Source organism: Streptomyces sp. WAC05292 (assembly GCF_003949955.1).
Taxonomy (GTDB): domain Bacteria; phylum Actinomycetota; class Actinomycetes; order Streptomycetales; family Streptomycetaceae; genus Streptomyces; species Streptomyces globosus.
On the sequence record NZ_RPSE01000032.1, the window covers coordinates 1 to 20,397 of the forward strand.

Annotated in this window: 20 protein-coding genes and 1 pseudogene; 7 read left to right on the top strand and 14 right to left on the bottom strand. The window is 73.4% G+C overall.

Going from position 1 to position 20,397, the window contains the following annotated elements:
- Both EF903_RS33855 and nucS read right to left on the bottom strand, forming a co-directional pair.
- Window positions 1–496 (bottom strand): annotated as a pseudogene (locus tag EF903_RS33855) (hypothetical protein); the annotation flags it as partial.
- Between the two features lie 150 nt (window positions 497–646).
- Complete coding sequence (gene nucS, locus EF903_RS06445) at window positions 647–1,318, bottom strand: endonuclease NucS (RefSeq protein ID WP_125541820.1); 672 nt, start codon at window positions 1,316–1,318, stop codon at window positions 647–649.
- Window positions 1,319–1,546: 228 nt separating this feature from the next.
- On the opposite strand from nucS, the gene EF903_RS06450 reads away from it, so the two are divergent.
- The gene (locus EF903_RS06450) at window positions 1,547–1,939 is read left to right on the top strand and encodes an SCO5389 family protein (RefSeq protein ID WP_125541822.1); all 393 of its coding nucleotides are present in this window, start codon (window positions 1,547–1,549) and stop codon (window positions 1,937–1,939) included.
- A gap of 27 nt (window positions 1,940–1,966) precedes the next feature.
- Here EF903_RS06450 and EF903_RS06455 read toward each other — a convergent pair whose 3' ends face one another.
- Entirely contained in the window at window positions 1,967–2,986 is a 1,020-nt protein-coding gene (locus tag EF903_RS06455) for an LLM class flavin-dependent oxidoreductase (RefSeq protein WP_125541824.1), read from the bottom strand.
- 229 nt (window positions 2,987–3,215) lie between these two features.
- Between EF903_RS06455 and EF903_RS06460 the strand changes: the two genes are divergently transcribed.
- Entirely contained in the window at window positions 3,216–3,563 is a 348-nt protein-coding gene (locus EF903_RS06460) for an ATP/GTP-binding protein (protein WP_114054212.1), read from the top strand.
- Window positions 3,564–3,588: 25 nt separating this feature from the next.
- Here the strand turns inward: EF903_RS06460 and EF903_RS06465 are convergent, their stop codons facing one another.
- The 7 genes from EF903_RS06465 to mce all read right to left on the bottom strand — a co-directional run bounded on the left by EF903_RS06465 (window position 3,589) and on the right by mce (window position 14,028).
- Window positions 3,589–4,422 (bottom strand): ABC transporter permease subunit, encoded by an 834-nt coding sequence (locus EF903_RS06465; protein ID WP_125541826.1) that lies wholly within the window; start codon window positions 4,420–4,422, stop codon window positions 3,589–3,591.
- On the bottom strand, window positions 4,419–5,543 hold the full coding sequence (locus EF903_RS06470; RefSeq protein WP_125541828.1) for an ABC transporter ATP-binding protein: 1,125 nt from the start codon (window positions 5,541–5,543) through the stop codon (window positions 4,419–4,421). The genes EF903_RS06465 and EF903_RS06470 overlap by 4 nt, the downstream gene beginning before the upstream one ends.
- 262 nt (window positions 5,544–5,805) lie before the next feature.
- Window positions 5,806–6,582: an ABC transporter permease subunit gene (locus EF903_RS06475; protein ID WP_125541830.1), complete on the bottom strand. Its 777-nt coding sequence runs from the start codon at window positions 6,580–6,582 to the stop codon at window positions 5,806–5,808.
- A 2-nt stretch (window positions 6,583–6,584) separates the two neighbouring features.
- On the bottom strand, window positions 6,585–7,589 hold the full coding sequence (locus EF903_RS06480) for an ABC transporter ATP-binding protein (RefSeq protein ID WP_125541832.1): 1,005 nt from the start codon (window positions 7,587–7,589) through the stop codon (window positions 6,585–6,587).
- Between the two features lie 163 nt (window positions 7,590–7,752).
- Entirely contained in the window at window positions 7,753–8,691 is a 939-nt protein-coding gene (locus tag EF903_RS06485) for a cellulose-binding protein (protein ID WP_114054217.1), read from the bottom strand.
- A gap of 193 nt (window positions 8,692–8,884) precedes the next feature.
- On the bottom strand, window positions 8,885–13,417 hold the full coding sequence (gene scy / locus EF903_RS06490; RefSeq protein WP_185902547.1) for a polarized growth protein Scy: 4,533 nt from the start codon (window positions 13,415–13,417) through the stop codon (window positions 8,885–8,887).
- A 182-nt stretch (window positions 13,418–13,599) separates the two neighbouring features.
- A complete protein-coding gene (mce, locus tag EF903_RS06495) occupies window positions 13,600–14,028 on the bottom strand; it encodes a methylmalonyl-CoA epimerase (RefSeq protein ID WP_114054218.1) in 429 nt (142 codons plus the stop codon).
- A gap of 137 nt (window positions 14,029–14,165) precedes the next feature.
- On the opposite strand from mce, the gene EF903_RS06500 reads away from it, so the two are divergent.
- The 3 genes from EF903_RS06500 to EF903_RS36050 all read left to right on the top strand — a co-directional run bounded on the left by EF903_RS06500 (window position 14,166) and on the right by EF903_RS36050 (window position 16,594).
- Window positions 14,166–15,371 carry an acetyl-CoA C-acetyltransferase gene (locus tag EF903_RS06500; protein ID WP_125541834.1) on the top strand — a complete coding sequence of 402 codons (1,206 nt, stop codon included), beginning with the start codon at window positions 14,166–14,168 and terminating at the stop codon, window positions 15,369–15,371.
- 65 nt (window positions 15,372–15,436) lie between these two features.
- Window positions 15,437–16,396, top strand: coding sequence for a methylmalonyl Co-A mutase-associated GTPase MeaB (meaB, locus tag EF903_RS06505; protein WP_125541836.1), 960 nt, complete (start codon window positions 15,437–15,439; stop codon window positions 16,394–16,396).
- Window positions 16,397–16,519: 123 nt separating this feature from the next.
- Window positions 16,520–16,594 (top strand): 50S ribosomal protein bL37, encoded by a 75-nt coding sequence (locus EF903_RS36050; RefSeq protein ID WP_099895366.1) that lies wholly within the window; start codon window positions 16,520–16,522, stop codon window positions 16,592–16,594.
- Window positions 16,595–16,746: 152 nt separating this feature from the next.
- Here the strand turns inward: EF903_RS36050 and EF903_RS06515 are convergent, their stop codons facing one another.
- The 4 genes from EF903_RS06515 to EF903_RS06530 form a co-directional block, all read right to left on the bottom strand.
- Window positions 16,747–17,223: a MarR family winged helix-turn-helix transcriptional regulator gene (locus EF903_RS06515; protein ID WP_125541866.1), complete on the bottom strand. Its 477-nt coding sequence runs from the start codon at window positions 17,221–17,223 to the stop codon at window positions 16,747–16,749.
- 64 nt (window positions 17,224–17,287) lie between these two features.
- Window positions 17,288–18,094 carry an AIM24 family protein gene (locus EF903_RS06520; RefSeq protein WP_260614897.1) on the bottom strand — a complete coding sequence of 269 codons (807 nt, stop codon included), beginning with the start codon at window positions 18,092–18,094 and terminating at the stop codon, window positions 17,288–17,290.
- Between the two features lie 11 nt (window positions 18,095–18,105).
- The gene (locus tag EF903_RS06525) at window positions 18,106–18,756 is read right to left on the bottom strand and encodes an AIM24 family protein (protein ID WP_125541840.1); all 651 of its coding nucleotides are present in this window, start codon (window positions 18,754–18,756) and stop codon (window positions 18,106–18,108) included.
- The gene (locus EF903_RS06530; protein WP_125541842.1) at window positions 18,756–19,394 is read right to left on the bottom strand and encodes an AIM24 family protein; all 639 of its coding nucleotides are present in this window, start codon (window positions 19,392–19,394) and stop codon (window positions 18,756–18,758) included. Before EF903_RS06530 ends, EF903_RS06525 begins: the two co-directional genes overlap by 1 nt.
- A 165-nt stretch (window positions 19,395–19,559) precedes the next feature.
- Here EF903_RS06530 and EF903_RS06535 point away from each other — a divergent pair, with 165 nt between their 5' ends.
- Window positions 19,560–19,907, top strand: a complete 348-nt coding sequence (locus EF903_RS06535) for a DUF3817 domain-containing protein (protein WP_125541844.1) — start codon at window positions 19,560–19,562, stop codon at window positions 19,905–19,907.
- Window positions 19,904–20,194 carry an MTH1187 family thiamine-binding protein gene (locus EF903_RS06540; RefSeq protein ID WP_125541846.1) on the top strand — a complete coding sequence of 97 codons (291 nt, stop codon included), beginning with the start codon at window positions 19,904–19,906 and terminating at the stop codon, window positions 20,192–20,194. The genes EF903_RS06535 and EF903_RS06540 overlap by 4 nt, the downstream gene beginning before the upstream one ends.
- The last annotated feature ends 203 nt before the right edge of the window (window positions 20,195–20,397 follow it).

A 20,397-nucleotide genomic window follows, 5' to 3' on the forward strand; every position in this document is an offset into this window, starting at 1 on the left:
GCCCGGCCGCCAGGACGGCCTTGCGCCGCTGCCGCAGCAGGGCGGCCGGCGCGCTGACCGTGGCGGTGCTCGGCACGGTCGTCGGGCTCGCGATGAGCTCGTCCGGGACGCAGGCCCCGGCCGGCGGCTCCACGACCTCCTCGACCCCGTCGGCGGACACGCCGTCGAGCGGCGCCGGCTCGACGGGCACGGACGGCGGCGGCAGCGACTCCGTACCGCAGCCCGCCACGGCGCCGTCCCCGCGGCAGTCCGGCGCCTCCGCGGAGCCCGGCCAGAGCCCCGGGGCGAGCCCCTCCAAGGGCGCCCCCTCGCGCCGGCCGTCGCCCGGGACCGGGCCGTCCACGCAGAGCCCGCCGGTGACCGGCCCCACGGCCTCGACGCCCTCGCCCAGCCAGAGCCCCGTCGCGAGCCCGACGCCGTCGCAGGCGCCCACGCCGACGGCCACCACGCCCCCGGCCACGGCCACGGGCACGACCACGGCGGCGGGCCCGACCACCTCGCAAGAGCAGTCCCCCCAGTCATAGCGGCACACCCCGCCCGTACACGCACAGCGGCCGCACCCCCCTCGGGGGTGCGGCCGACGTGACGGATGCGGGGCACCGATCCGGCCGCCGCGGATGCGCGCCGCGGCCGGCGCGGGGCACCGTCAGAACAGGCGCAGCTTGTCGTCCTCGATGCCGCGCAGCGCGTCGTAGTCGAGCACCACGCAGTCCATGCCGCGGTCCGTGGCCAGGACACGCGCCTGCGGCTTGATCTCCTGGGCCGCGAACACGCCGCGGACCGGCGCCAGATGCGGGTCCCGGTTGAGGAGCTCCAGGTAGCGGGTCAGCTGCTCGACGCCGTCGATCTCGCCGCGCCGCTTGATCTCGACGGCCACCGTCGCGCCCGAGGCGTCCCGGCACAGGATGTCCACCGGCCCGATCGCCGTCATGTACTCGCGCCGGATCAGCGTGTAGCCCTCGCCCAGGGTGTCGATGCGGTCCGCGAGGAGCTCCTGCAGGTGCGCCTCGACGCCGTCCTTGATCAGGCCCGGGTCGACGCCCAGCTCGTGGGAGGAGTCGTGGAGGACCTCCTCCATCGTGATGATGAGCTTCTCGCCCGCCTTGTTGACGACGGTCCACACGCCTTCCTGGTCGCCCGTGCCCTCCTTGAGAGTGCACGGAGGCGACATCCAGTTGAGCGGTTTGTACGCCCGGTCGTCCGCGTGGATCGAGACACTGCCGTCGGCCTTCACGAGGATCAGACGGGGTGCCGAGGGCAGGTGGGCGGTGAGGCGGCCCGCGTAGTCGACGGAGCAGCGGGCAATCACGAGACGCATGGTGCGCAACGCTACTCGACCCGCGGGCCCGCACGCGATTCGCCCCCGAAAGCCCCGTTCGCCGATGGCGCGTTGTATGCGCATTCTCCTGGTGCGGCCCCCTGAGGGCGCCTACGGTGGTGGCGGGAGGTCGTCGAGCGTGCACAGTGCGTCGCCGCGCCGGCCGCCTCCCTCCCTGCCCGTAGGACCCCGGCTGCCCAGAGGACCGGGGTCGCGAGAGGAGAACCCATGTCGCTCGACGTCTCACCGGCCCTACTCGAACAGGCCGAGCGAGGCGAGGTCGACGAAGCCGCCTTCGTCGACTGCGTCCGGACCTCCCTGCCCTTCGCATGGGAGATGATCAGCTCGCTCGTGGCGCGGCTGCAGGTGGACGGCGGGGACTTCGCCGACAACCAGACGCCGCCGCCCGACGAGCAGGCGCGCGGACAGCTGCTGCGCGCCCTCGCGAGCGACGCCATACGGGGTGCGCTCCAGCGCCACTTCGGCGTGCGCCTGGCCTTCCAGAACTGCCACCGCGTCGCCGTCTTCCCGCTGGACGCCTCCGCGGACGACCGCCTGGCCCGCTTCACCTCGATCCGCGGCCAGCTGCTCAACCAGTCGCCGGAGCTGCGCGACTGCTAGGGCCTGTCCGGCGGCCCGGCGCGGGCCTCAGCGGAGGCGGGGCAGGACCTCGGCGGCGAGCCGGCGCACGTTCTCCTCGGTGGCCGCGAGGTCGCCGGACCCCTCCGCCAGCAGGGCGAAGCGTGTGATGCCCGTCCGCTCGGACGTCGCCGCGAGGCGGTCCGCCGCCAACCGCGGCGTCCCCACCGGGTGCAGGTCGCACAGCAGCCCGGTGTAGGCGGCGGGGTCGCGCATCGCCCGGGCCCGGCCGTCCACGGTCACGTGCGCGTCAAGGCCCTGCTTCAGCCAGCCCGGCATCGCCTTCGCGAGCGTCTCGCGGGCGTCGCGCGTCCGGTCCGCGAGCTGGCACACGCCCGCCGACACGTGCGGGGCGTGCGGGTCGCGGCCCGCCTCGGCCGCCGTACGCCGGTACAGGGCAACCATCGCCGCCTTCTCCTCGTCCCCGCAGTGCATGCCGAGCAGCATCGGCAGCCCCCGCTCGGCGGCCAGCCGCACCGAGGCGGGCGAGGTGCAGGCGACGATCACTTCCGGCCCCTGTCCGTCGCCGTCGAGCGCCTCCGCGGGCCGCGGGACGACGGCCACCTCGCGGAAGACGTGCCGCCCGCCGACGGACGACACCCGCGGCTCCGAGAGCCAGCGCCGCAGCAGGTCCAGCCCCTCCGGGAAGCCGTGCTCGTACGCGTCCAGCCCGCCCCCGAAGACCTCCAGGTCGACCCACGGCCCGCCGCGGCCGACGCCCAGGGAGAAGCGGCCGCCGGAGGCGATGTGCAGCAGCGCCGCCTGCTCGGCGAGGGCCACCGGGTGGGTGTTCGGCAGCACGCTGACCGCCGTTCCCACCGTCAGCCGTTTCGTCCGCCCGAGCAGCAGCCCCGCCAGGGTCACCGCCGAGGGGCACACGCCGTAGGGGACGAAGTGGTGCTCGGCGAGCCAGACCGAGTCGAGCCCGGCCTCGTCCGCCACCTCCGCCGTCCGCACCGCCCGGTGCAGTGCCTCCCCGTGCCCCTGGCCCGGGAACTGGGCCGCCAGTACGAACGCTCCTACGCGCATCGCCTTCTCCTCCTCGCCGGCTGACGCGGCCTCCCCAGGTCGACCGGTACTTCCTATGGCAACAACGCCCGACACGTGCCAAGGGCACGGTCCGGCAGGAAAGTTATTGGGATTGTCGGGCCGGTGCCGTCCGGGCCGCGGACCCCTTCCCGACACCCTGCGGGCTGCCGCCGCCGCTGCGCGTAGTCTGGGGGAAAGTCACTGCCGTCCGCCCATTCGTGAGGTATACGTGTCACCGCGCCACAACCGCCCCAGGGGCGGCGGGAAGCCAGCCGACCGCGCGGACGGCGGCGCCGGATCCGCGGCAGCGGGCGGCGACCGGTTCGGCCTGGAGCGCACCGAGGAGTACCTGGGCGAGGAGTGGAAGGTCCGGCACGTCGCGGGTGCGAGCGCCGCCGGCAAGCGCTACCGCTGCCCGGGCTGCGACCAGGAGATCCCCTCCGGCACCCCCCACCTGGTGGCCTGGCCCGAGTACGGCGGCGTGGACGACCGCAGGCACTGGCACAAGGCCTGCTGGAACGCGAAGGACCGCCGCACCACGCGGGTGCAGCGGTCCAGGAGCGCCCCCCGGTACTGAGGCGCGGGCCGGGAGCGGGGGCGGGCTACACGTCCCGCCGGCCGACGACCGCGTACGACCCCGCGACGGCGGTGCCGGCCACGGCGACGATCAGCGCCAGCTGCGCCCAGTTGCCCGGCAGGCCGCCCACCTCGGAGGTGGGCAGGCCGAACATCTGCATGACGGCGACCGGCGCGTTGTAGCGGATGATCAGGTTGCCGAGCGGGGTGAGGCTCTCCCACATGGTCAGCATCCCCCCGACCACCGGCGGGAGCGTGACCAGTCCGAGCATGACCGCGATGGCCCCGGCGGAGTGCCGCACGACGGCGCCGATCGCGAGGCCGAGCACCCCGAGCAGGGTGATGTAGAGGCAGCCGGCCAGGGCGGCGAGCCACTCGCCGGCGGTCTGGTGCGCCTCCGGGCTGTCCACCGCGATCATCGAGGCGATGCCGACCACCGCGACCGAGGCGCTGACGACCGTGAAGGCGACCGCGGAGAAGACGAGGTACTTGGCGGTCAGCACCCGGGCCCGGTCGGGGGCCGCGGTCAGCGTCGTGCGGATCAGCCCGGTGGCGTACTCGGAGGTGACCGTGAGCACGCCGAGGACGATCACCGCGACCTGCCCCACCAGCAGCCCGAAGACCGCGGCCGCGGTGTGCGGGGGGTTGGTGAAGCCGGTGGGGTCGTCGGTCTCGCCGAGGGCGAGCAGCCCGATGCCGACGACGAGGAGGACCAGCGCGCCCAGCGTCCACAGAGTGGAGCGGACGGAGACCATCTTGGTCCACTCGGAGGCGAGGGCGTGCCCCAGGTGCGGCCGGGTCTCGGGCAGCGACGGGTCCTGCTCCTGCGGCTGGTCCGGGAGGGTGGCGGGGCCGGTCATCGGGTGTCCTCGGGGTTGTTCGGTGCGGTGCCGGCGGTGCCGGCGAGCTCGGCGGCACTGCCGGGCATCAGGAAGGGCTTCCCGCCCGCGCCGGGCGGCGGGGGAGCGAAGAAACCATCCTGCGGTACCTCGGGCGCCGCGGCGCCGTCCTCCCAGGCGGGCAGGGCCAGCGGGTCCGGCTCCCAGAGCTCGGCGCGCGGGTCGTCGGTGGAGGTGTACTCGACGGAGGACTGCGTCATCCGCATGTAGGCCTCCTCCAGCGAGGCCCGGTGCGGGGACAGCTCCCACAGGCGTACGCCGACCCCGTGCGCGAGGTCCGAGATGTGCGGCAGCTCCAGGCCCGTCACGCGCAGCGCGCCGTCGGGCTCCTGCAGCACCCTGCCGCCTGCCGCCGTCAGGGCCGCGGCCAGCGCCTTCCGGCCATCCTGATCATTGCCGGCCGCGCGGACCCGCGCGAATCCGGCCGAGTTGTGGGCGATGAACTCCTGGGTGCCCATGTCGGCCAGCAGCCGTCCGCGGCCGATGACGATGAGGTGGTCGGCGGTCAGCGCCATCTCGCTCATCAGGTGCGAGGAGACGAAGACGGTGCGGCCCTCGGAGGCCAGCTGCCGCATGAGGTTGCGGACCCAGAGGATGCCCTCGGGGTCGAGGCCGTTGACCGGCTCGTCGAAGAGGAGCACGCGCGGGTCGCCGAGGAGGGCGGTGGCGATGCCGAGGCGCTGGCCCATGCCGAGGGAGAAGCCCTTGGTGCGCTGCCGGGCGACGTCCTGGAGGCCGACGACGGCCAGCACCTCGTCCACCCGCTTCTCCGGGATCCCGGAGAGCTGGGCGATGGACAGCAGGTGGGTGCGGGCGCGGCGGCCGCCGTGGACGGCCTTCGCGTCGAGGAGGGCGCCGACGTTGCGCTGGGCGTTGCCGAGCTCGCGGAAGGGGCGGCCGTTGATCGTGACCTGGCCGGAAGTGGGCTGGTCAAGGCCGAGGATCATGCGCATGGTGGTGGACTTGCCGGAGCCGTTGGGCCCCAGGAAGCCGGTCACGTGACCGGGCCTGACCTGGAAGGACAGCTGGTCGACCGCGGTCTTGGCGCCGAAGCGCTTGGTCAGGCCGACTGCCTCGATCATTGCTCTGCCCCTTGCCCGGCGGACGGCTCTCGTCCGAGTTAAGGGTTAAGAGGATAGCCAGGAGGCTGTGGTTCCGCGCAGGGCCGAATCCCTGAGGCGTCCCTGAGGCCGACCCGGGAATGACCCGTAGTACGGCCGGCGGGAGCGGTGTCCGCCTGCCGGGGGAGGGCGGGTGCGGGGTCCGCCCTGAGACGGACCCCACAGGGAGGGACGGGACCCCGCCCGCGATGCCGGCGGGGCCCCGTCCTCGGGAGGGCTGCGGTCAGGCGTCGCGCTTGCGCAGGACCGCGTAGCCGGCCACCACGGCGAGGGCCGCCCAGGCGGCCATGATCCCGAAACCGCCCCAGGGTCCGTACGGCGGCTCAGAGCCGTCCAGCACGGCCGGGACGGTCTGCATGATCCGGCTGCCGGCCACGTTCGGGAAGAAGTAGGCGACCTTCTGCGTGGCATCGACCGAGCCGAGGATCGGCGAGAGCAGGAAGACGAAGGGCAGCAGGATGCCGAGCGCCAGCATCGAGCTGCGCAGCACCATCGTCAGGCCCATGGCGAACAGGGCGATGACCGCCATGTAGAGCCCGGCACCGAAGACCGCGCGCAGGACGTTCGGCTCGCCGATGCCGATGCTGTGCTCGCCCAGCAGGGCCTGGCCGGTGAAGAAGGACACGAAGCTCGTGACCAGGCCCACGGCCAGCGCGAGGGCGGTGGCCACGAGCAGCTTCCCGGCCAGGAAGGAGCCGCGGCGGGGCACCGCCGCGAGCGAGGTCCGGATCATGCCGGTGCTGTACTCGGTGCCCACGACCAGGACGCCGAAGACGATGACGGCGGCCTGGCCCAGCGACATGCCGGCGAAGCTGGACGCCGTCGGGTCGAAGGCGAGCTGCTGCTCCTTCGGCATGTTCTCGAACTGCGAGTTCAGGAAGACGCACAGCAGGGCGCTCATGCCGACCGTGACGACCGCGGCTGCCGCCAGGGTCCAGACGGTGGAGGCCACGGTACGGATCTTGGTCCACTCGGACCGGAGGACTGCGGGGAAGGACATGGTCACCGGCCGCCCTTGGAGGTCGCCTCGGCTCCGGCACCCCAGGCGGGGGCGTCGGCCGGACCGGCCTGGCCGCCGACACCGGCCGCCGGGGCGCCGGGGGCGTGGGCCTGGTATTCGACGGAGTCCGCCGTCATGCGCATGAACGCTTCCTCCAGTGAAGCCCGCTGCGGGCTGAGTTCGTGCAGCACGATGCCGTGCCGGGCGGCCAGTTCGCCGAGCTGTTCGGACGGCACGCCGTCGACTTCGAGGGCGCCGGAGTCCGGGAGGGCGGCCGCCGCGATCCCCTCCGCGTGCAGGAGGTCCTTGAGCTGCTCCTGCTGCGGCGAGCGCAGCCGTACGAAGCTGCGCGAGTTCTGGTGAATGAATTCGGCCATCGACATGTCGGCCAAAAGCTTTCCCTGGCCGATAACGATCAAATGGTCGGCGGTCAGCGCCATCTCGCTCATCAGGTGCGAGGAGACGAACACCGTCCGCCCCTCCCCGGCCAGACCCTTCATCAGGTTGCGGATCCAGAGAATTCCCTCCGGGTCCAGGCCGTTGACCGGCTCGTCGAACATGAGGATCTCCGGATCGCCGAGCAGGGCGGCGGCGATGCCCAGCCGCTGCCCCATGCCGAGCGAAAATCCTTTCGACTTCTTCTTCGCGACGGCCGTCAGGCCGACGAGGTCGAGGACCTCGCCGACACGGCTCGCCGGGATCCGGTTCGACTGCGCCAGGCACAGCAGGTTGTTGTAGGCGCTGCGGCCGCCGTGCATGGCCTTCGCGTCCAGAAGAGCACCGATGTGCTTCAAGGGCTCCGACAGGTCCCGGTAGTGCTTGCCGTCGATCCTGACCGTCCCGCTCGTCGGGTTGTCGAGGTCGAGCATCATGCGCATGGTCGTGGACTTCCCGGCCCCGTTCGGGCCGAGGAAGCCGGTGACCACCCCCGGTTTGACCTGGAAGCTGAGGTTGTCGACGGCGGTCTTGGCGCCGAATCGCTTGGTAAGGGCCTCTAGCTCGATCATGAGGCTTACGCTAAAGCGCCCGAGGGCCCCGCGCCACCTCGAACGGGTGACACGGGGCCCTCGGGACGACGTTTCGCCGCGAACCGGTCGACGGCGCGTCAGAACACCTCTGACCAGGCAGGAGCAGCAGCGCCGGGACGCCGCCTCGGGACTAGGCCGCCTCTTAGCGGGTCTGCTGTGCCGGGACCCCGCGGGAGACCGGCTCGTCGTCGATCGGGGAGCCCGCGGCCGCCACCGCGGCACCGGTCAGCGTCGCCAGCATCTCGCGGACGTTGGTCAGCTGGGCGTTGATCGAGTCGCGGCGGTTGGTCAGCGCCGCCAGCTCGCGCTCCGACTCGCTGCGGATGCGGTCCGCCTTCGCGTTGGCGTCGGCCACGATGTCCTCGGCCTGGCGCTGCGCGGTCTCCACCGTCTGGCGCGCCCGGCGCTCGGCGTCCGTACGCAGCTTCTCGGCCTCCAGGCGCAGCTGCTCGGCGCGGTGCTCGATCTCCGCCAGCCGCTTCTCGGCCTTCGCCTGGCGGGAGGCCAGGTCGCGCTCGGACTGCTCGCGGCGCTTGGCCAGGTTGGTCTCGAAGTCGGCCGCGGCCTGGGCGGCCTTGGCGCGGGTCTCCTCGAACAGCGCGTCGGCCTCCTCGCGCTTGGAGGCCGCGTCCTTCTGGGCCTCGGCGCGCAGGGTGGCCGCGTCGCCCTTGGCCTTCTCGACGATGCGGACGCCCTCGTCCTCCGCCTTCGACTTGCGGTCCGCCGCGAACGACTCGGCGTCGTTGCGCACCTGCTGGGCCGCCGACTCGGCCAGCTCGCGGTGCTGCTCGGCCGCCCGGCGGGCCTCCTCACGCAGGTCCTTGGCCTCCTCCTCGGCGAGCCGCAGGATCTTCTCGACCCGCGCGCCGAGGCCCGCGTACGACGGCTCCGCGTCGCTCACCTGGGCCTGGGCGTTCTGCGTTTCGAGATGCAACTCCTCGATCCGCTTTTCCAGGGCACTGATACGGCCGAGGGCGCTGTCGCGGTCGGAGACCAGCTTGGCAATGCGGTCGTCCACCTGACCGCGGTCGTAACCACGCCGCACGAGCTCGAAGCCGAAGGGGGAGGAAGTGTCGCTCATGGGGTTCCTGTCGAATGAGACCGATGAGGTGCTACGTGAGGTGTTAGGGGAATCCTAGGCGCCCGAACGGCGTGTCATCGAGTCAATCCGCGTTTGATCTGGACAATGACACCCCTTTTGAGTGGCAAGACGGCAGATTGCTTATCACTCGTTCGGATGAACCTTCATCAGGTGCTCACCCTTCGGACACCGTTCACCCGTCCGAGGACTTGCCCCCCGAACGGGACGACCCCGCCGCAGCTCCGGCCTTCACGCCCCCAGGACCCTGCCCGACCACCGAGGCCTTGCCGCCCGAAGGCGCCTCGAAAGACTCCAACGCCTCAAGAACGTCCTGGACACGGGAGATCTCCGCCTGGATGTCCTCGCGGCGGCGCACCAGCACCTCCAGCTCGCGCCGGCCCTCCTCCACGATCCGCTCGGCCTCCGCCTTCGCCTCGGCGAGCGCGGCCTCCGCCTCGCGGGCCAGCTCGGCCTTCTTCTGCTCCGCCTCCTTCAGCAGCGTCTCCGCCTTGCGGACCGCCGCGATGCGCACCTTGCCCGCCTCGCTGCTCGCGTCCGACAGCATGGTCTTGGCCTTGTTCTCTGCCTCGACGCTCTGCTCCGTCGCCGCGCGGACCAGCTTGTCCACGCGTTCGCCGGCCGACTTCATCTGCTCGGCCGTCTCCCGGCGGGCGCGCTCGTGCAGCTCCTCGATCTCGCTCTCGACGCGGCTGCGCAGCTCCTCCGCCCGCTCCCTTATGGCGGCGGCGTCCGACCGCGCGCCGACCAGCAGCTCGTCCGCATCCGTACGGGCCTTCTCGACCAGCGAGTTGCCCTCGACGGTCGCCTCCGACGTGATCCGGGCCGCCTCCTTGCGGGCGGCGTCGACCATCGCGTCGGCCTGCTCCTCCGCGGCCGTCGTCGCCGCCACGGCCTTCGCCTTCGCGTCCGCGGCGAGCTGCTCCGCCTCCGCCGCGGCCTCGGTGATGAGCCGGTCCACCTGCTCCGCGGCCTCGGTACGCCGCTTGCCGGCCTCCTCGCGCGCCTCGTCCAGCAGCCGGTCGGACTCCTCGCGGGCCTCCGTGCGGGTGCGCTCCGCCTCGGCGGCCGCCTCCTTCCGGACCCGTTCGGCCTCCGCCCGGGTGCGGGCGGCGTGCTCCTGCGCCGACGACAGCGCCTCCGACGCCTCGGCGCGCAGCCGCTCGGCCTCCGCGGCGGCCTCGCCGACGGTGCGCTCGTTGTCCCGGCGCGTCCGGGCGGTGAGCTTGTCGGCCTCCGCGGACGCCTCGGTGACCAGCCGGTCCGCCTGCTCGGCGGCCTCGGTGCGCAGCCGGCCGGCCTCCGCACGCGCCTCGTCGAGGGTCTGCTCCGCCTCGCGCTCGGCCGCTGCGAGCGTCTCGTTCGCCGCGAGGGTGAGGCGCTCCGCCTCCGCGGTGGCCTCGCCGATGATCCGGCCTCCCTCGGCGCGGGCGTCGTCGAGGAGCTGCGCCGCCTCGGTGCGCAGCCGCTCGGCCTCCTCGGCCGCCTCGCCGATCGTCAGCTCGTTCGCCGCGCGCACCTCGTCGACCAGGCGGTCGCCCTCGTTGCGGGCGTCCACCAGGACACGGGCGGCGTCCCGCTCGGCGGCCGCCATCGTGTCGGCGGCCTGCCGGGTGAGCTTCTCGGCCTTCGCCTTCGCGGCGGCGAGCGCCGCCTCGTTCGCGGCGCGCGTCTCCTCCGTGAGCCGTTCCGCCTCGGAGACCGCCTCGGTGACGAGCCGGTCCGCCTGCTCGGCGGCCTCGGTGCGCAGCCGGCCCGCCTCCGTGCGCGCCTCGTCCAGGGTGGCCGCGGCCTCGGTGCGGGTGGCCTCCGCGGCCTCGGCGGCCTCGGCCGTGAGCCGCTCCGCCTCGGCCGCCGCGTCCGCCACGGTGGCCTCGTTGGCAGCGCGGGTCTCCTCGGTGATCCGCTCGGCCTCCGCCGTCGCGTCGGCGACGATCCGCACGCCCTCGGCGCGGGAGGCCTCCAGCGCCTCCCCGGCCTCGCCGCGGATGCGGTTGGCGTCGTCGCGGGCGTCGGCCCGGGTGCGGGCGGCGTCCCGCTCGGCCGCCGCGAGGGCGTCCGTGGCCTCCGTACGCACCCGCTGGGCGTACTCGGCGGTGTCGCTGCGCAGCTGCTCCGCCTCGGCGATCGCGTCCGCGACCGTGCGCTCGGCGAGGGCCTTCGCCGCGTCCGTCTCGTTCCGCGCCTCGGTGCGGATGCGGTTGGCGTCCTCGGTGGCGCGCTCCCGCTCGTCGTACGCGTCCGCACGGACCCGGGAGGCCTCCTCCTCGGCCTCCGTCCGCGTACGCTCCGCCGCGTGCTCGGCGGCGCTGCGCAGCCCGGCGATCTCCTCCTCGGCCTGCTCGTGCAGCCCGGCCACGGAGTCGCGGACCTGCTGGGCGGTGGCCTCGGCCGCCGCGACCAGCTCCGCGGCGCGCCGCTCGGCCTCCTCGGTCAGGCGGGCCGCCTCGGCCTGCGCCTCCTCCGAGCGCTTGCGGGCCGCGGCGAGCAGCTCCTCGCTCTGCTCGCGGGCCTGGGCGCGCTCGCTCTCCGCGTCGGTCCGCGCCGACGCGAGGGTCTCCTCGGCCTCCCGGCGCCGCCGGGCCGCCTCCTCCTGGGCGGCGGCCAGCGCCTCCGCGGCCTCCCCGGCGACCCGTTCCGCGGCGGCCTTCGCCTCCGCGCGCAGCCGGTCCGCGGTCTCCTGGGCCTCCGCACGCACCCGCTCGGCCTCGGTCTCGGCCTCGCTGCGCAGCCGTACGGCCGCCTGCTCGGCCTCCGCGCGGACCCGGCCCGCGTCCTCGGCGGCCTCCGTGCGCAGCCGGTCCGCCTCCGCCTCCGACTGGGCCTGGAGGGTGCGGATCCGCTCGGCCGACTCGGCGCGGAGCCGGTCGACCTCCTCGGTGGTCTCGCGGCGGATGCCCTCCGCCGCGCCGCGGGCGTCGCGGAGCGTCTGCTCGGCGGTCGCCAGCCGGGTCTCGGCCTCGCCGTGCAGCCGGGACAGCTCGGCCTCGGCCTCGGTCCGCTTCGCGGCGAGGGCCTGCTCGGTCTCCTCGCGGCGGGCCGCGGCCGCGGCGTCCGCCTCGGCGCGGACGGCCTCGGCCTGCTCCTCCGCCTCCGAGCGCAGCCGCTCGGCCTCGGCGCGGGTGCGCTCCAGGGTCTCCTCGGCCTGCCGGCGCAGCGTGGTGGCCCGCTCGACGGCCTCCGCGCGCACCCGCTCGCTCTCGGCGGCGGCGCCGGAGCGCAGCTCGTCCGCATCGGCCTTGGCCTTGCCGAGGAGCTCCTCGGCGGTCTTCGCCGCCTCCTCGATCTGCTGGACGGCCTCGCGGCGGGCCTCGCCGCGGATCCGCTCGCCCTCGGCGACGGCCTCGGCGCGCAGCTGCTCGGCCTCGCCGCGCAGCCGCCGCGCCTCCGCCTGGAGCTCGACGGTGCGGGCCCGGTACTCCTCGGTGTCGTCCTTCGCGGCGCCCTTGAGCTCCGCGGCCGCGTCCGCCGCCTGGGCGCGCAGCCGCTCGGCCTCCGCCTCGGCCTCGCGGCGGATCCGCTCCGCCTCCTCGGACGCGGCGCGGGTGGTGGCCCGGGCGTCCTCCGAGGCCTTCGTCAGGATGTCCTCGGCCGTGCGGGCGGCCTTCGCGAGCTGCGCGGCGGTGTCCTCCGCCGCGGCGGCTCGGGCCTGCTCGGCGGCCTCGGCGCGCTGCCGCTCCACCTCGGCGCGGGCGTCCGCGAGGACCTGCTCGGCCTCCGCCTTGAGCGCCTCGGCCTCCTTGGTGGCCTCGCCGACCAGCCGGGCGACCTGCTCCTTGGCCGTGCGGGTGCGCTGCTCGTTGACGGACTCCGCCGAGGCGAGCTGCCGGGCGGCGCTCTCCTTGGCCTCCGCGAGGACCCGTTCGGCCTCGGTGCGGGCCTCGCGCAGGGCGCCCTCGGCCTCCTGGACGCGCTGCTCGGCCACCCGGCCGAGGTCCAGGGTCTGCCGGCGGGTCTGCTCGGCCTCCGCGGTGGTCGACGACCGGAGCCGCTCCGCGTGCTCGGTGGCCTCCTGCGCCTGCGCGGAGGCGGCGGTCAGCAGCCGCTCGGCCTCCTTGCGGGCGCGCAGCAGCGTCGCCTCCGCCTCGGCGCGGGCGGCCTCGGCGTCGGCGGCGAGCCTGCGGCGGGTCTCCTCGGCGACCCGGGCTGCCTCGGCGCGGGCGGCGTTCAGGGCCTGCTCGGCCTCGGCGCGGGACTCGTCCATGAGCCGGCGCGCCTGCGCCTCGGTGCGGGCGCGCAGCTGCTCGGCCCATGCCACGTTCTCGTTGACGTGCGCCTCGACGGTCTGGCGGCGCTCGTTGAGCTCCTGGTCCAGCCGCTGGCGGCGGTTGACGGCCTCGGCGTGCAGCTCGGCCTGGAGGCGCGCCTGGTGCTCGGCGTGCTCCTGGAGGATGCGCTGGGTCTGCGCCCGGGCGTCGCGCAGCTCGCGTTCGGCGTCCGAGCGCATCTGGTCCGCCTGCACCTGGGCGTCGCGCAGCAGCCGTTCGGCCTGGTAGCCGATGTCCTGGCCGTCGTACGCGGGGCGGGACGCGAGGGCCCGCCGCACCTCGTGCAGCTTCGCACGGAGGACCTCGACCTGGTAGCCGAGGTCCTCGGCGTGCTGGACGGCCTTTCCGCGCTCCTTCTTCAGCCGCTCCATCTCCGCTTCGAAGAGCGAGAGATGATCGGCCTCAGCGTGAAGGCTCTCCTGGCTTTCATAGCCCCGCACAGCGCGGTCCCATCCGTCCCCTGGTCGCAAGCTCACTCCCAAATGAGCACCGTCCGCCCGCTGAACGGCGCCCCCGGGGAATGGTGTCAGATACCGGGGCAGGGGTCACAGGCCCCGACCCCGTCTGAAGCACCGAACCCCGGCCGAGCCACGGCCACTCTACCGGCCGGGGAATGGGGACATCAGTGCTGCGGGTTGGAGGTGACCAGTTCGGTCAGGACGCCGTGGCAGTCCTTGGGGTGGAGGAAGGTGATGGAGGACCCCATGGAGCCGGTGCGCGGGGCGTCGTAGAGGACCCGGACGCCCTTGCCGCGGATGGCCTCGGAGTCGCCGTGGACGTCCTCGGTGCCGAAGGCGATGTGGTGGACGCCCTCGCCGTTCTTCGCCAGCCACTTGGCGACGGTCGAGTCCTCGCGCACGGGTTCGAGGAGCTGGATGTAGGAGGCGCCGCCGTCCGAGGTGCCGTTGATCCGGAGCATGGCCTCGCGGACACCCTGCTCCTCGTTGACCTCGGTGTGGAACACCTCGAAGCCGTACGTGGCACGGTAGAACTCGACGGTCTTGTCCAGGTCGAAGCAGGCGATCCCGATGTGGTCGATTCTTGTCAGCATGGGACCAGTGCACCGCCGAGGAGGCCTGTCACGCAACGTGCCAGCGATCACACCCACTGCCCGGTGACGGCGCGGGTACCGCTCAGTACATTCGGGTAAACCCTCGTTCACTCCTCATCCTCAAGGGGCTGTGCTCCATGTCCGGAACGAACAACACCACGTCCGTGATCGTCGCCGGGGCCCGCACGCCCATGGGGCGGCTGCTCGGCTCGCTGAAGTCCTTCTCGGGTGCCGATCTCGGCGCCGTCGCCATCAAGTCCGCCCTGGAGCGGGCCGGCATCTCCGGCGACCAGGTGCAGTACGTGATCATGGGCCAGGTCCTCCAGGCCGGCGCCGGCCAGATCCCCGCCCGCCAGGCCGCCGTCAAGGCCGGCATCCCGATGAACGTCCCCGCGCTGACGATCAACAAGGTGTGCCTCTCCGGCCTCGACGCCATCGCCCTGGCCGACCAGCTGATCCGCGCCGGCGAGTTCGACATCGTCGTCGCCGGCGGCCAGGAGTCCATGACCAACGCCCCGCACCTGCTGCCCGGCTCCCGCGAGGGCTTCAAGTACGGCGCGATCGGCATGCTCGACGCGATGGCCCACGACGGCCTCACCGACGCCTTCGAGGGCATCGCCATGGGCGAGTCCACCGAGAAGCACAACGCGCGCCTCGGCATCGAGCGCGGCCCGCAGGACGAGTTCGCCGCGGCCTCCCACCAGCGCGCCGCGGCCGCCCGCAAGAACGGCGTCTTCGACGCCGAGATCACCCCGGTCGAGATCCCGCAGCGCAAGGGCGAGCCCGTCCTCTTCGCCGAGGACGAGGGCATCCGCCCCGAGACCACGGTGGAGTCGCTGGGCAGGCTGCGCCCGGCGTTCGCCAAGGACGGCACGATCACCGCCGGCACCTCCTCGCAGATCAGCGACGGCGCCGCCGCCGTCGTCGTGATGAGCAAGGCGAAGGCCGAGGAGCTCGGCCTGGAGTGGCTGGCCGAGATCGGCGCCCACGGCAACGTGGCCGGCCCGGACAACTCGCTCCAGTCGCAGCCGTCGAACGCGATCCGGCACGCGCTGCAGAAGGAGGGGCTGGAGGTCGCCGACCTCGACCTCATCGAGATCAACGAGGCCTTCGCGGCGGTCGCCGTGCAGTCAATGAAGGACCTGGGCGTGACCCCGGAAAAGGTGAACGTCAACGGCGGCGCGATCGCCCTGGGCCACCCGATCGGCATGTCCGGCGCCCGCGTGGTCCTGCACCTGGCGCTGGAGCTGAAGCGCCGGGGCGGCGGCGTCGGCGCGGCCGCCCTGTGCGGCGGCGGCGGCCAGGGCGACGCCCTGATCGTCCGGGTCCCCGAGGCCCGGTAAACGCAGGACCCGTCCCGGGCCCCGCACCCGCGGGGCCCCCGCGAGAACCGAGGAGCGCAGCACGCATGACGGTGGACGTCCCCCAGCTGGTGGCCCAGGCGCGGGAGGGCCGGCCGAGAGCGGTGGCCCGGCTGATCTCGCTGGTCGAGGGGGCGTCCCCGCAGCTGCGCGAGGTCATGGCCGCCCTGGCCCCGCTCACGGGCGGGGCGTACGTGGTGGGCCTGACCGGCTCTCCGGGCGTCGGCAAGTCCACGTCGACCTCGGCGCTGGTGACGGCGTACCGGAAGGCGGGGAAGCGGGTCGGCGTGCTGGCCGTCGACCCGTCCTCGCCGTTCTCCGGCGGCGCCCTGCTGGGCGACCGGGTGCGCATGTCGGACCACGCCTCGGACCCCGGCGTGTACATCCGCTCCATGGCCACCCGCGGCCACCTGGGCGGGCTCGCGTGGGCCGCGCCGCAGGCGATCCGGGTGCTGGACGCCGCCGGCTGCGACGTGATCCTCGTCGAGACGGTCGGCGTCGGCCAGTCGGAGGTGGAGATCGCCTCGCAGGCCGACACGTCGGTGGTGCTGCTGGCGCCCGGCATGGGCGACGGAATCCAGGCCGCGAAGGCGGGCATCCTGGAGATCGGCGACGTGTACGTGGTCAACAAGGCCGACCGGGACGGCGCCGACGCCACGGCCCGCGAGCTGAACCACATGCTGGGCCTGGGCGAGGCCAGGGCGGCGGGCGACTGGCGGCCGCCGATCGTCAAGACGGTCGCCGCCCGCGGCCAGGGCGTCGACGAGCTGGTCGAGGCCCTGGAGAAGCACCGGGCCTGGATGGACGAGCACGGGGTGCTCCAGCAGCGGCGCGCGGCCCGGGCGGCACGCGAGGTGGAGACCATCGCCGTGACCGCGCTGCGGGCCCGCATGGCGGACGTGCACGGGGACGCCCACCTCGGCGGCCTGGCCGCCCGGGTCGCGCAGGGCGAGCTCGACCCGTACGCCGCCGCGGACGCCCTGCTCGCCACGCTCACGGAGGGCTGAGGCGGGCCGGCGCCCCCGCCCGCACGCGCCGCACCGCACCGCGCCGCATGCGGGCGGGGCGGGGCGACCGTAGACTGACGGCGCCCGGAATGCCCCGGTTCGAGCCCCTGCAAGGGAGTGCGCATGGCGAAGAGAGGCAACAAGAAGCGAGCGCGCAAGAAGAAGAAGGCCAACCACGGCAAGCGTCCCAACGCCTGACCGCGGCCCCGGCCGGAGACGCCGAAGGCCGCGCCCCCCGTGCGTACGGGGAGCGCGGCCTTCGCCGTGCGCGTGCGCGACCGGGTTCTACGCGCGGTGCGCGGCGGCCCGCCGGAGCCCGGGATGCGCCGCTGCCGCCCCGGCTCTCGCCGTCAGCCCTTGCCGCGCTGGTCCCGCAGATGCGCCGCGACGGGCTCCAGCGAGGACCGCAGCGCCGCCAGGGCCTCCGGCGGCAGCAGGTCGATGAAGTGGCGGCGGACGGACGCCACGTGGTGCGGGGCGACCTTCCGCATGAGCTCCATGCCCTCGTCGGTCAGGACGGCGTACAGCCCCCTGCGGTCGGACTCGCAGTTCACGCGGACGACCAGGCCGGCCGCCTCCATACGCGTGATCTGGTGGGACAGCCGGCTCTTGGACTGGAGCGTCGACGTGGCGAGGTCGCTCATCCGCATCCGGTGGTCCTCGGACTCCGAGAGGTTCACCAGGATCTCGTAGTCGTTGTTGGTGAGTCCGAAGGGCTGGAGATCCTTTTCCAGCTGGTGCATCAGCAGCCTGCTCACGTCCAGGTGGGTCCGCCAGGTGCACTGCTCGGCGTCGGTAAGCCAGCGGGTGGCCGTCTCGGTCTCCATGGTCTCCATGAATGAACTCTACCTAAGAAAGTTGAATGACGTACAAAATCGGGGAAGCCGGCGCTCACAGCCCCAGGCGCCGCTGGAAATCGCCCAGCTGCCCCGGCATGCGCACGCCGAGCTGGCCCAGCGGGCCCTGGCCGCCGTGTCCGCCATGGCCCGCACCGGACCCGGGAACGCCCGGTTCCGCGCCGACCGTGCCGACCGGCCGCTCCGCCATCAGCGCCTCCGAAGACTGCAGGAGCACCGTCCCGGCCCCGACGAACTCGAACTGGTGCTCCTCGCCCGAGGACCCGCCGATGCCGGTGAGCGAACGGATTCCGCCCAGGACGCCCGACATGTACCCGTGGTCGTAATGGTGACAGGGCGAAGGGCAGTCCGCCCACCCGACCAGTGCCTGCGGGTCCACGCGCAGCGGCGGCTCCATGAAGACCACCGGACCGTTGGACGCCGCCACGAACTTCCCGGTTCCGATCAGCGTCAGGAAGCCCGGGACGATCGACTGCTTCAGCGCCAGCGACGGCTGGTACGCGAGCAGGTTCCCGGCCCGGATCGTCAGGTTGCCCTCGTCGAGGTCGTACGAGTTCACGTCGTAGGCGCGGTCGGCCAGCAGCATCTTGCCCTGGCCTTCGGCGACCACCCAGTCGCCGGCGTGCAGCGGCGAGTGGAAGCTGGTGCGCAGCAGCCGGTCGAAGCGGCCGTGCCCGACGCCGTCGAACTCGATCCGCCCGTAGTACGCGATCATCTTGCCCTTCTGCAGGAGCCACTGGCTGCCCTTGAGCTCCACGCAGAAGGTGTACGGGTTCACGTTGTCGTCCGACGGCAGCGTGTACGGGTCGAAGACCGTCGGACCGCCGGGCCCTCCGGTCACGGGGCCAAAGTTCACAGCTTCTCCTCCGACGCCTGCACGTACACCACACCCTGGCCCGACAGCTCCAGCTGGAACGCCTCGCCCGAGCCGCGCCCCACCATGTCGCGCCACCCGAGCGCGGTGGAGAGCTTGTTCCTGACGTCCCCGTGATGGGCCACGTACGCCTGCGGGTCGACGTGGACCGGGCGGTTCGGGGTGATGGGGAGCTCGATCACCCCGCCGTGCGCCATCACGGCCACCGAGCCGTGCCCCTTGAGGGTGGTGGTGAACAGGCCCTGCCCGGTCACCTGGCCGCGCACCATGCCCATGACACCGCCTTGCGAGCCCATGAACATCGTGCCCTGCTGGAGGGTGCCGTCGAAGGCCAGCAGCCGGTCCGCCTCGACGTACAGCGTCTCGCCGGTGAGGTGGATGACCTGGACGTGGTGGCCGCCGTGGCCGAACATCACCGTCCCGCTGCCCTCCACCGTCATCAGCGGCGTCTGCTCGTTCGCCACGCGCCGGCCGATCATGCCCATGACGCCGCCCTGGCCGCCGGTGATGCTCGGCGTGAACGACACGCTGCCGCGGTAGGCGAGCATCGCGCCCCGCTGGCTGTACAGGGTCTGCCCCGGCACGATCTGCGCCTCGACCATCTTCGAGTTGATCTCGCGGAACGGCATCAGACGTCGCCCCCGACGGTGTTGCGCTCGCTGGGCTGCACGTACACCAGGCCCTCGCCCTCGAAACGGATCTGGAACGCCTCGCCGGACCCCTCGCCGATCAGTGTGCGGAAGGTCACCCCCGACTGGAACGACTGCCGCAGGTCGCCCGTGTGCGCGATGTACGCCCCCGGGTCGACGGAGAGCGGGTACTGGGAGCTGACGCGCAGCACCACCGCCGGGCCGTCCGACATGATCGCCGCCTGCCCGGTGCCCTCGACGGTCGTGGTGAACAGGCCGTTGCCCGTCGCCCCGCCGCGCAGGCCGGTGAAGGTGGTGCCGGTGCGCAGGCCGGCGTCGGTGCACAGGAGGTTGCTGGACTCCACGTAGAGCTTCTCGCCGTGCAGGCTGACGAGGTTGATCTCGCTCGCGCGGTCGGCGAAGAAGCACGTGCCGTGCCCCTGCACCTCCATCACCGTCATCTGCTCGCCGGTCAGCCGGCGCGTCACCATGCCGCGAAGGCCTTCGCCGCCGCCTGTCATCTTCTTGAAGGCCATCTGGCCGTCGTACGCAACCATGGAGCCGTTCTTCGCTTTCACGGCATCCCCGGTCAGGTCGACGGCGAGCACCTTGCTGCCTTGGAGTCGGAACTGAGCCACGGGATGACGTTAGCCGCAGCGTGCGGAGGCGAACAGGGCCCCTCCTCCGGCACCGGCACCCGCCGGACGGCGGCAGCACGGGCGGGACCCGGGCCCCCGGGTCAAGATCCGGCAAAGAGGCTGAGACACTGGGACGGCCCGAGCCGCCACCCCCGAAGGTTGAAGATGGACATCAAGACCGCCTCCGCCCTGCACCGGCTGCGCCTCGTCTCGGTCCCCGAGGCGCTGTCGTTCCCGGCCCTGCTGATCTTCGGCTCGCTGCTGAGCCGGATCTCGGACATCGACTACCTGATGCCGCCGCTGGGCGCCCTGCACGGCTTCCTCTTCGTCGTGTACGTGCTGTTCCTGCTGGACGCGTGGAACAAGGCGAAGTGGCCCTTCAAGAAGGCGGCCCTGTTCTTCCTCCTCGCGGTGATCCCCTTCGGCGGCCTGTACGGCGACCGCATCCTCAAGCGCGACGAGGCCGAGCTGGTGGCAGCCGCCCGCCCGGGCCGCGAAGCGGCGAACGCATGATCGTCGCGTTCTCCGTGACCCCGCTGGGGGTCGGCGAAGACGTGGGCGAGTACGTCGCGGACGCGGTGCGCGTGGTCCGCGAGTCGGGGCTGCCGAACCGCACGGACGCCATGTTCACCTCGGTCGAGGGCGAATGGGACCAGGTCATGGACGTCGTCCGGCGCGCCGTGGCCGTCGTCGAGGAGCGGGCCCCGCGGGTGTCGCTCGTCCTCAAGGCGGACATCCGCCCCGGGGTGGCCGACGGCCTGGAGTCGAAGGTGGCCACCGTGGAGCGCCACCTGGCTTGACCCGCGCCGCCGTTCGGCCGCTTCCGGTGCAGGGCCGAACGGCCCTGCGGCAGGAGGGGGCCGGGGTTCCCGCGGGGCCCGCGGCTTGCGCGCCGCGGCCCCGGATCCGGGGCCTTCCCGCGTGCGGAGTCCGGCCCCGTGCGGTACGGGCTCCGGCGGCGGGTCCCCTCCGGCCGGGGGCCGCGGATGCGGCGCCGCTTTCC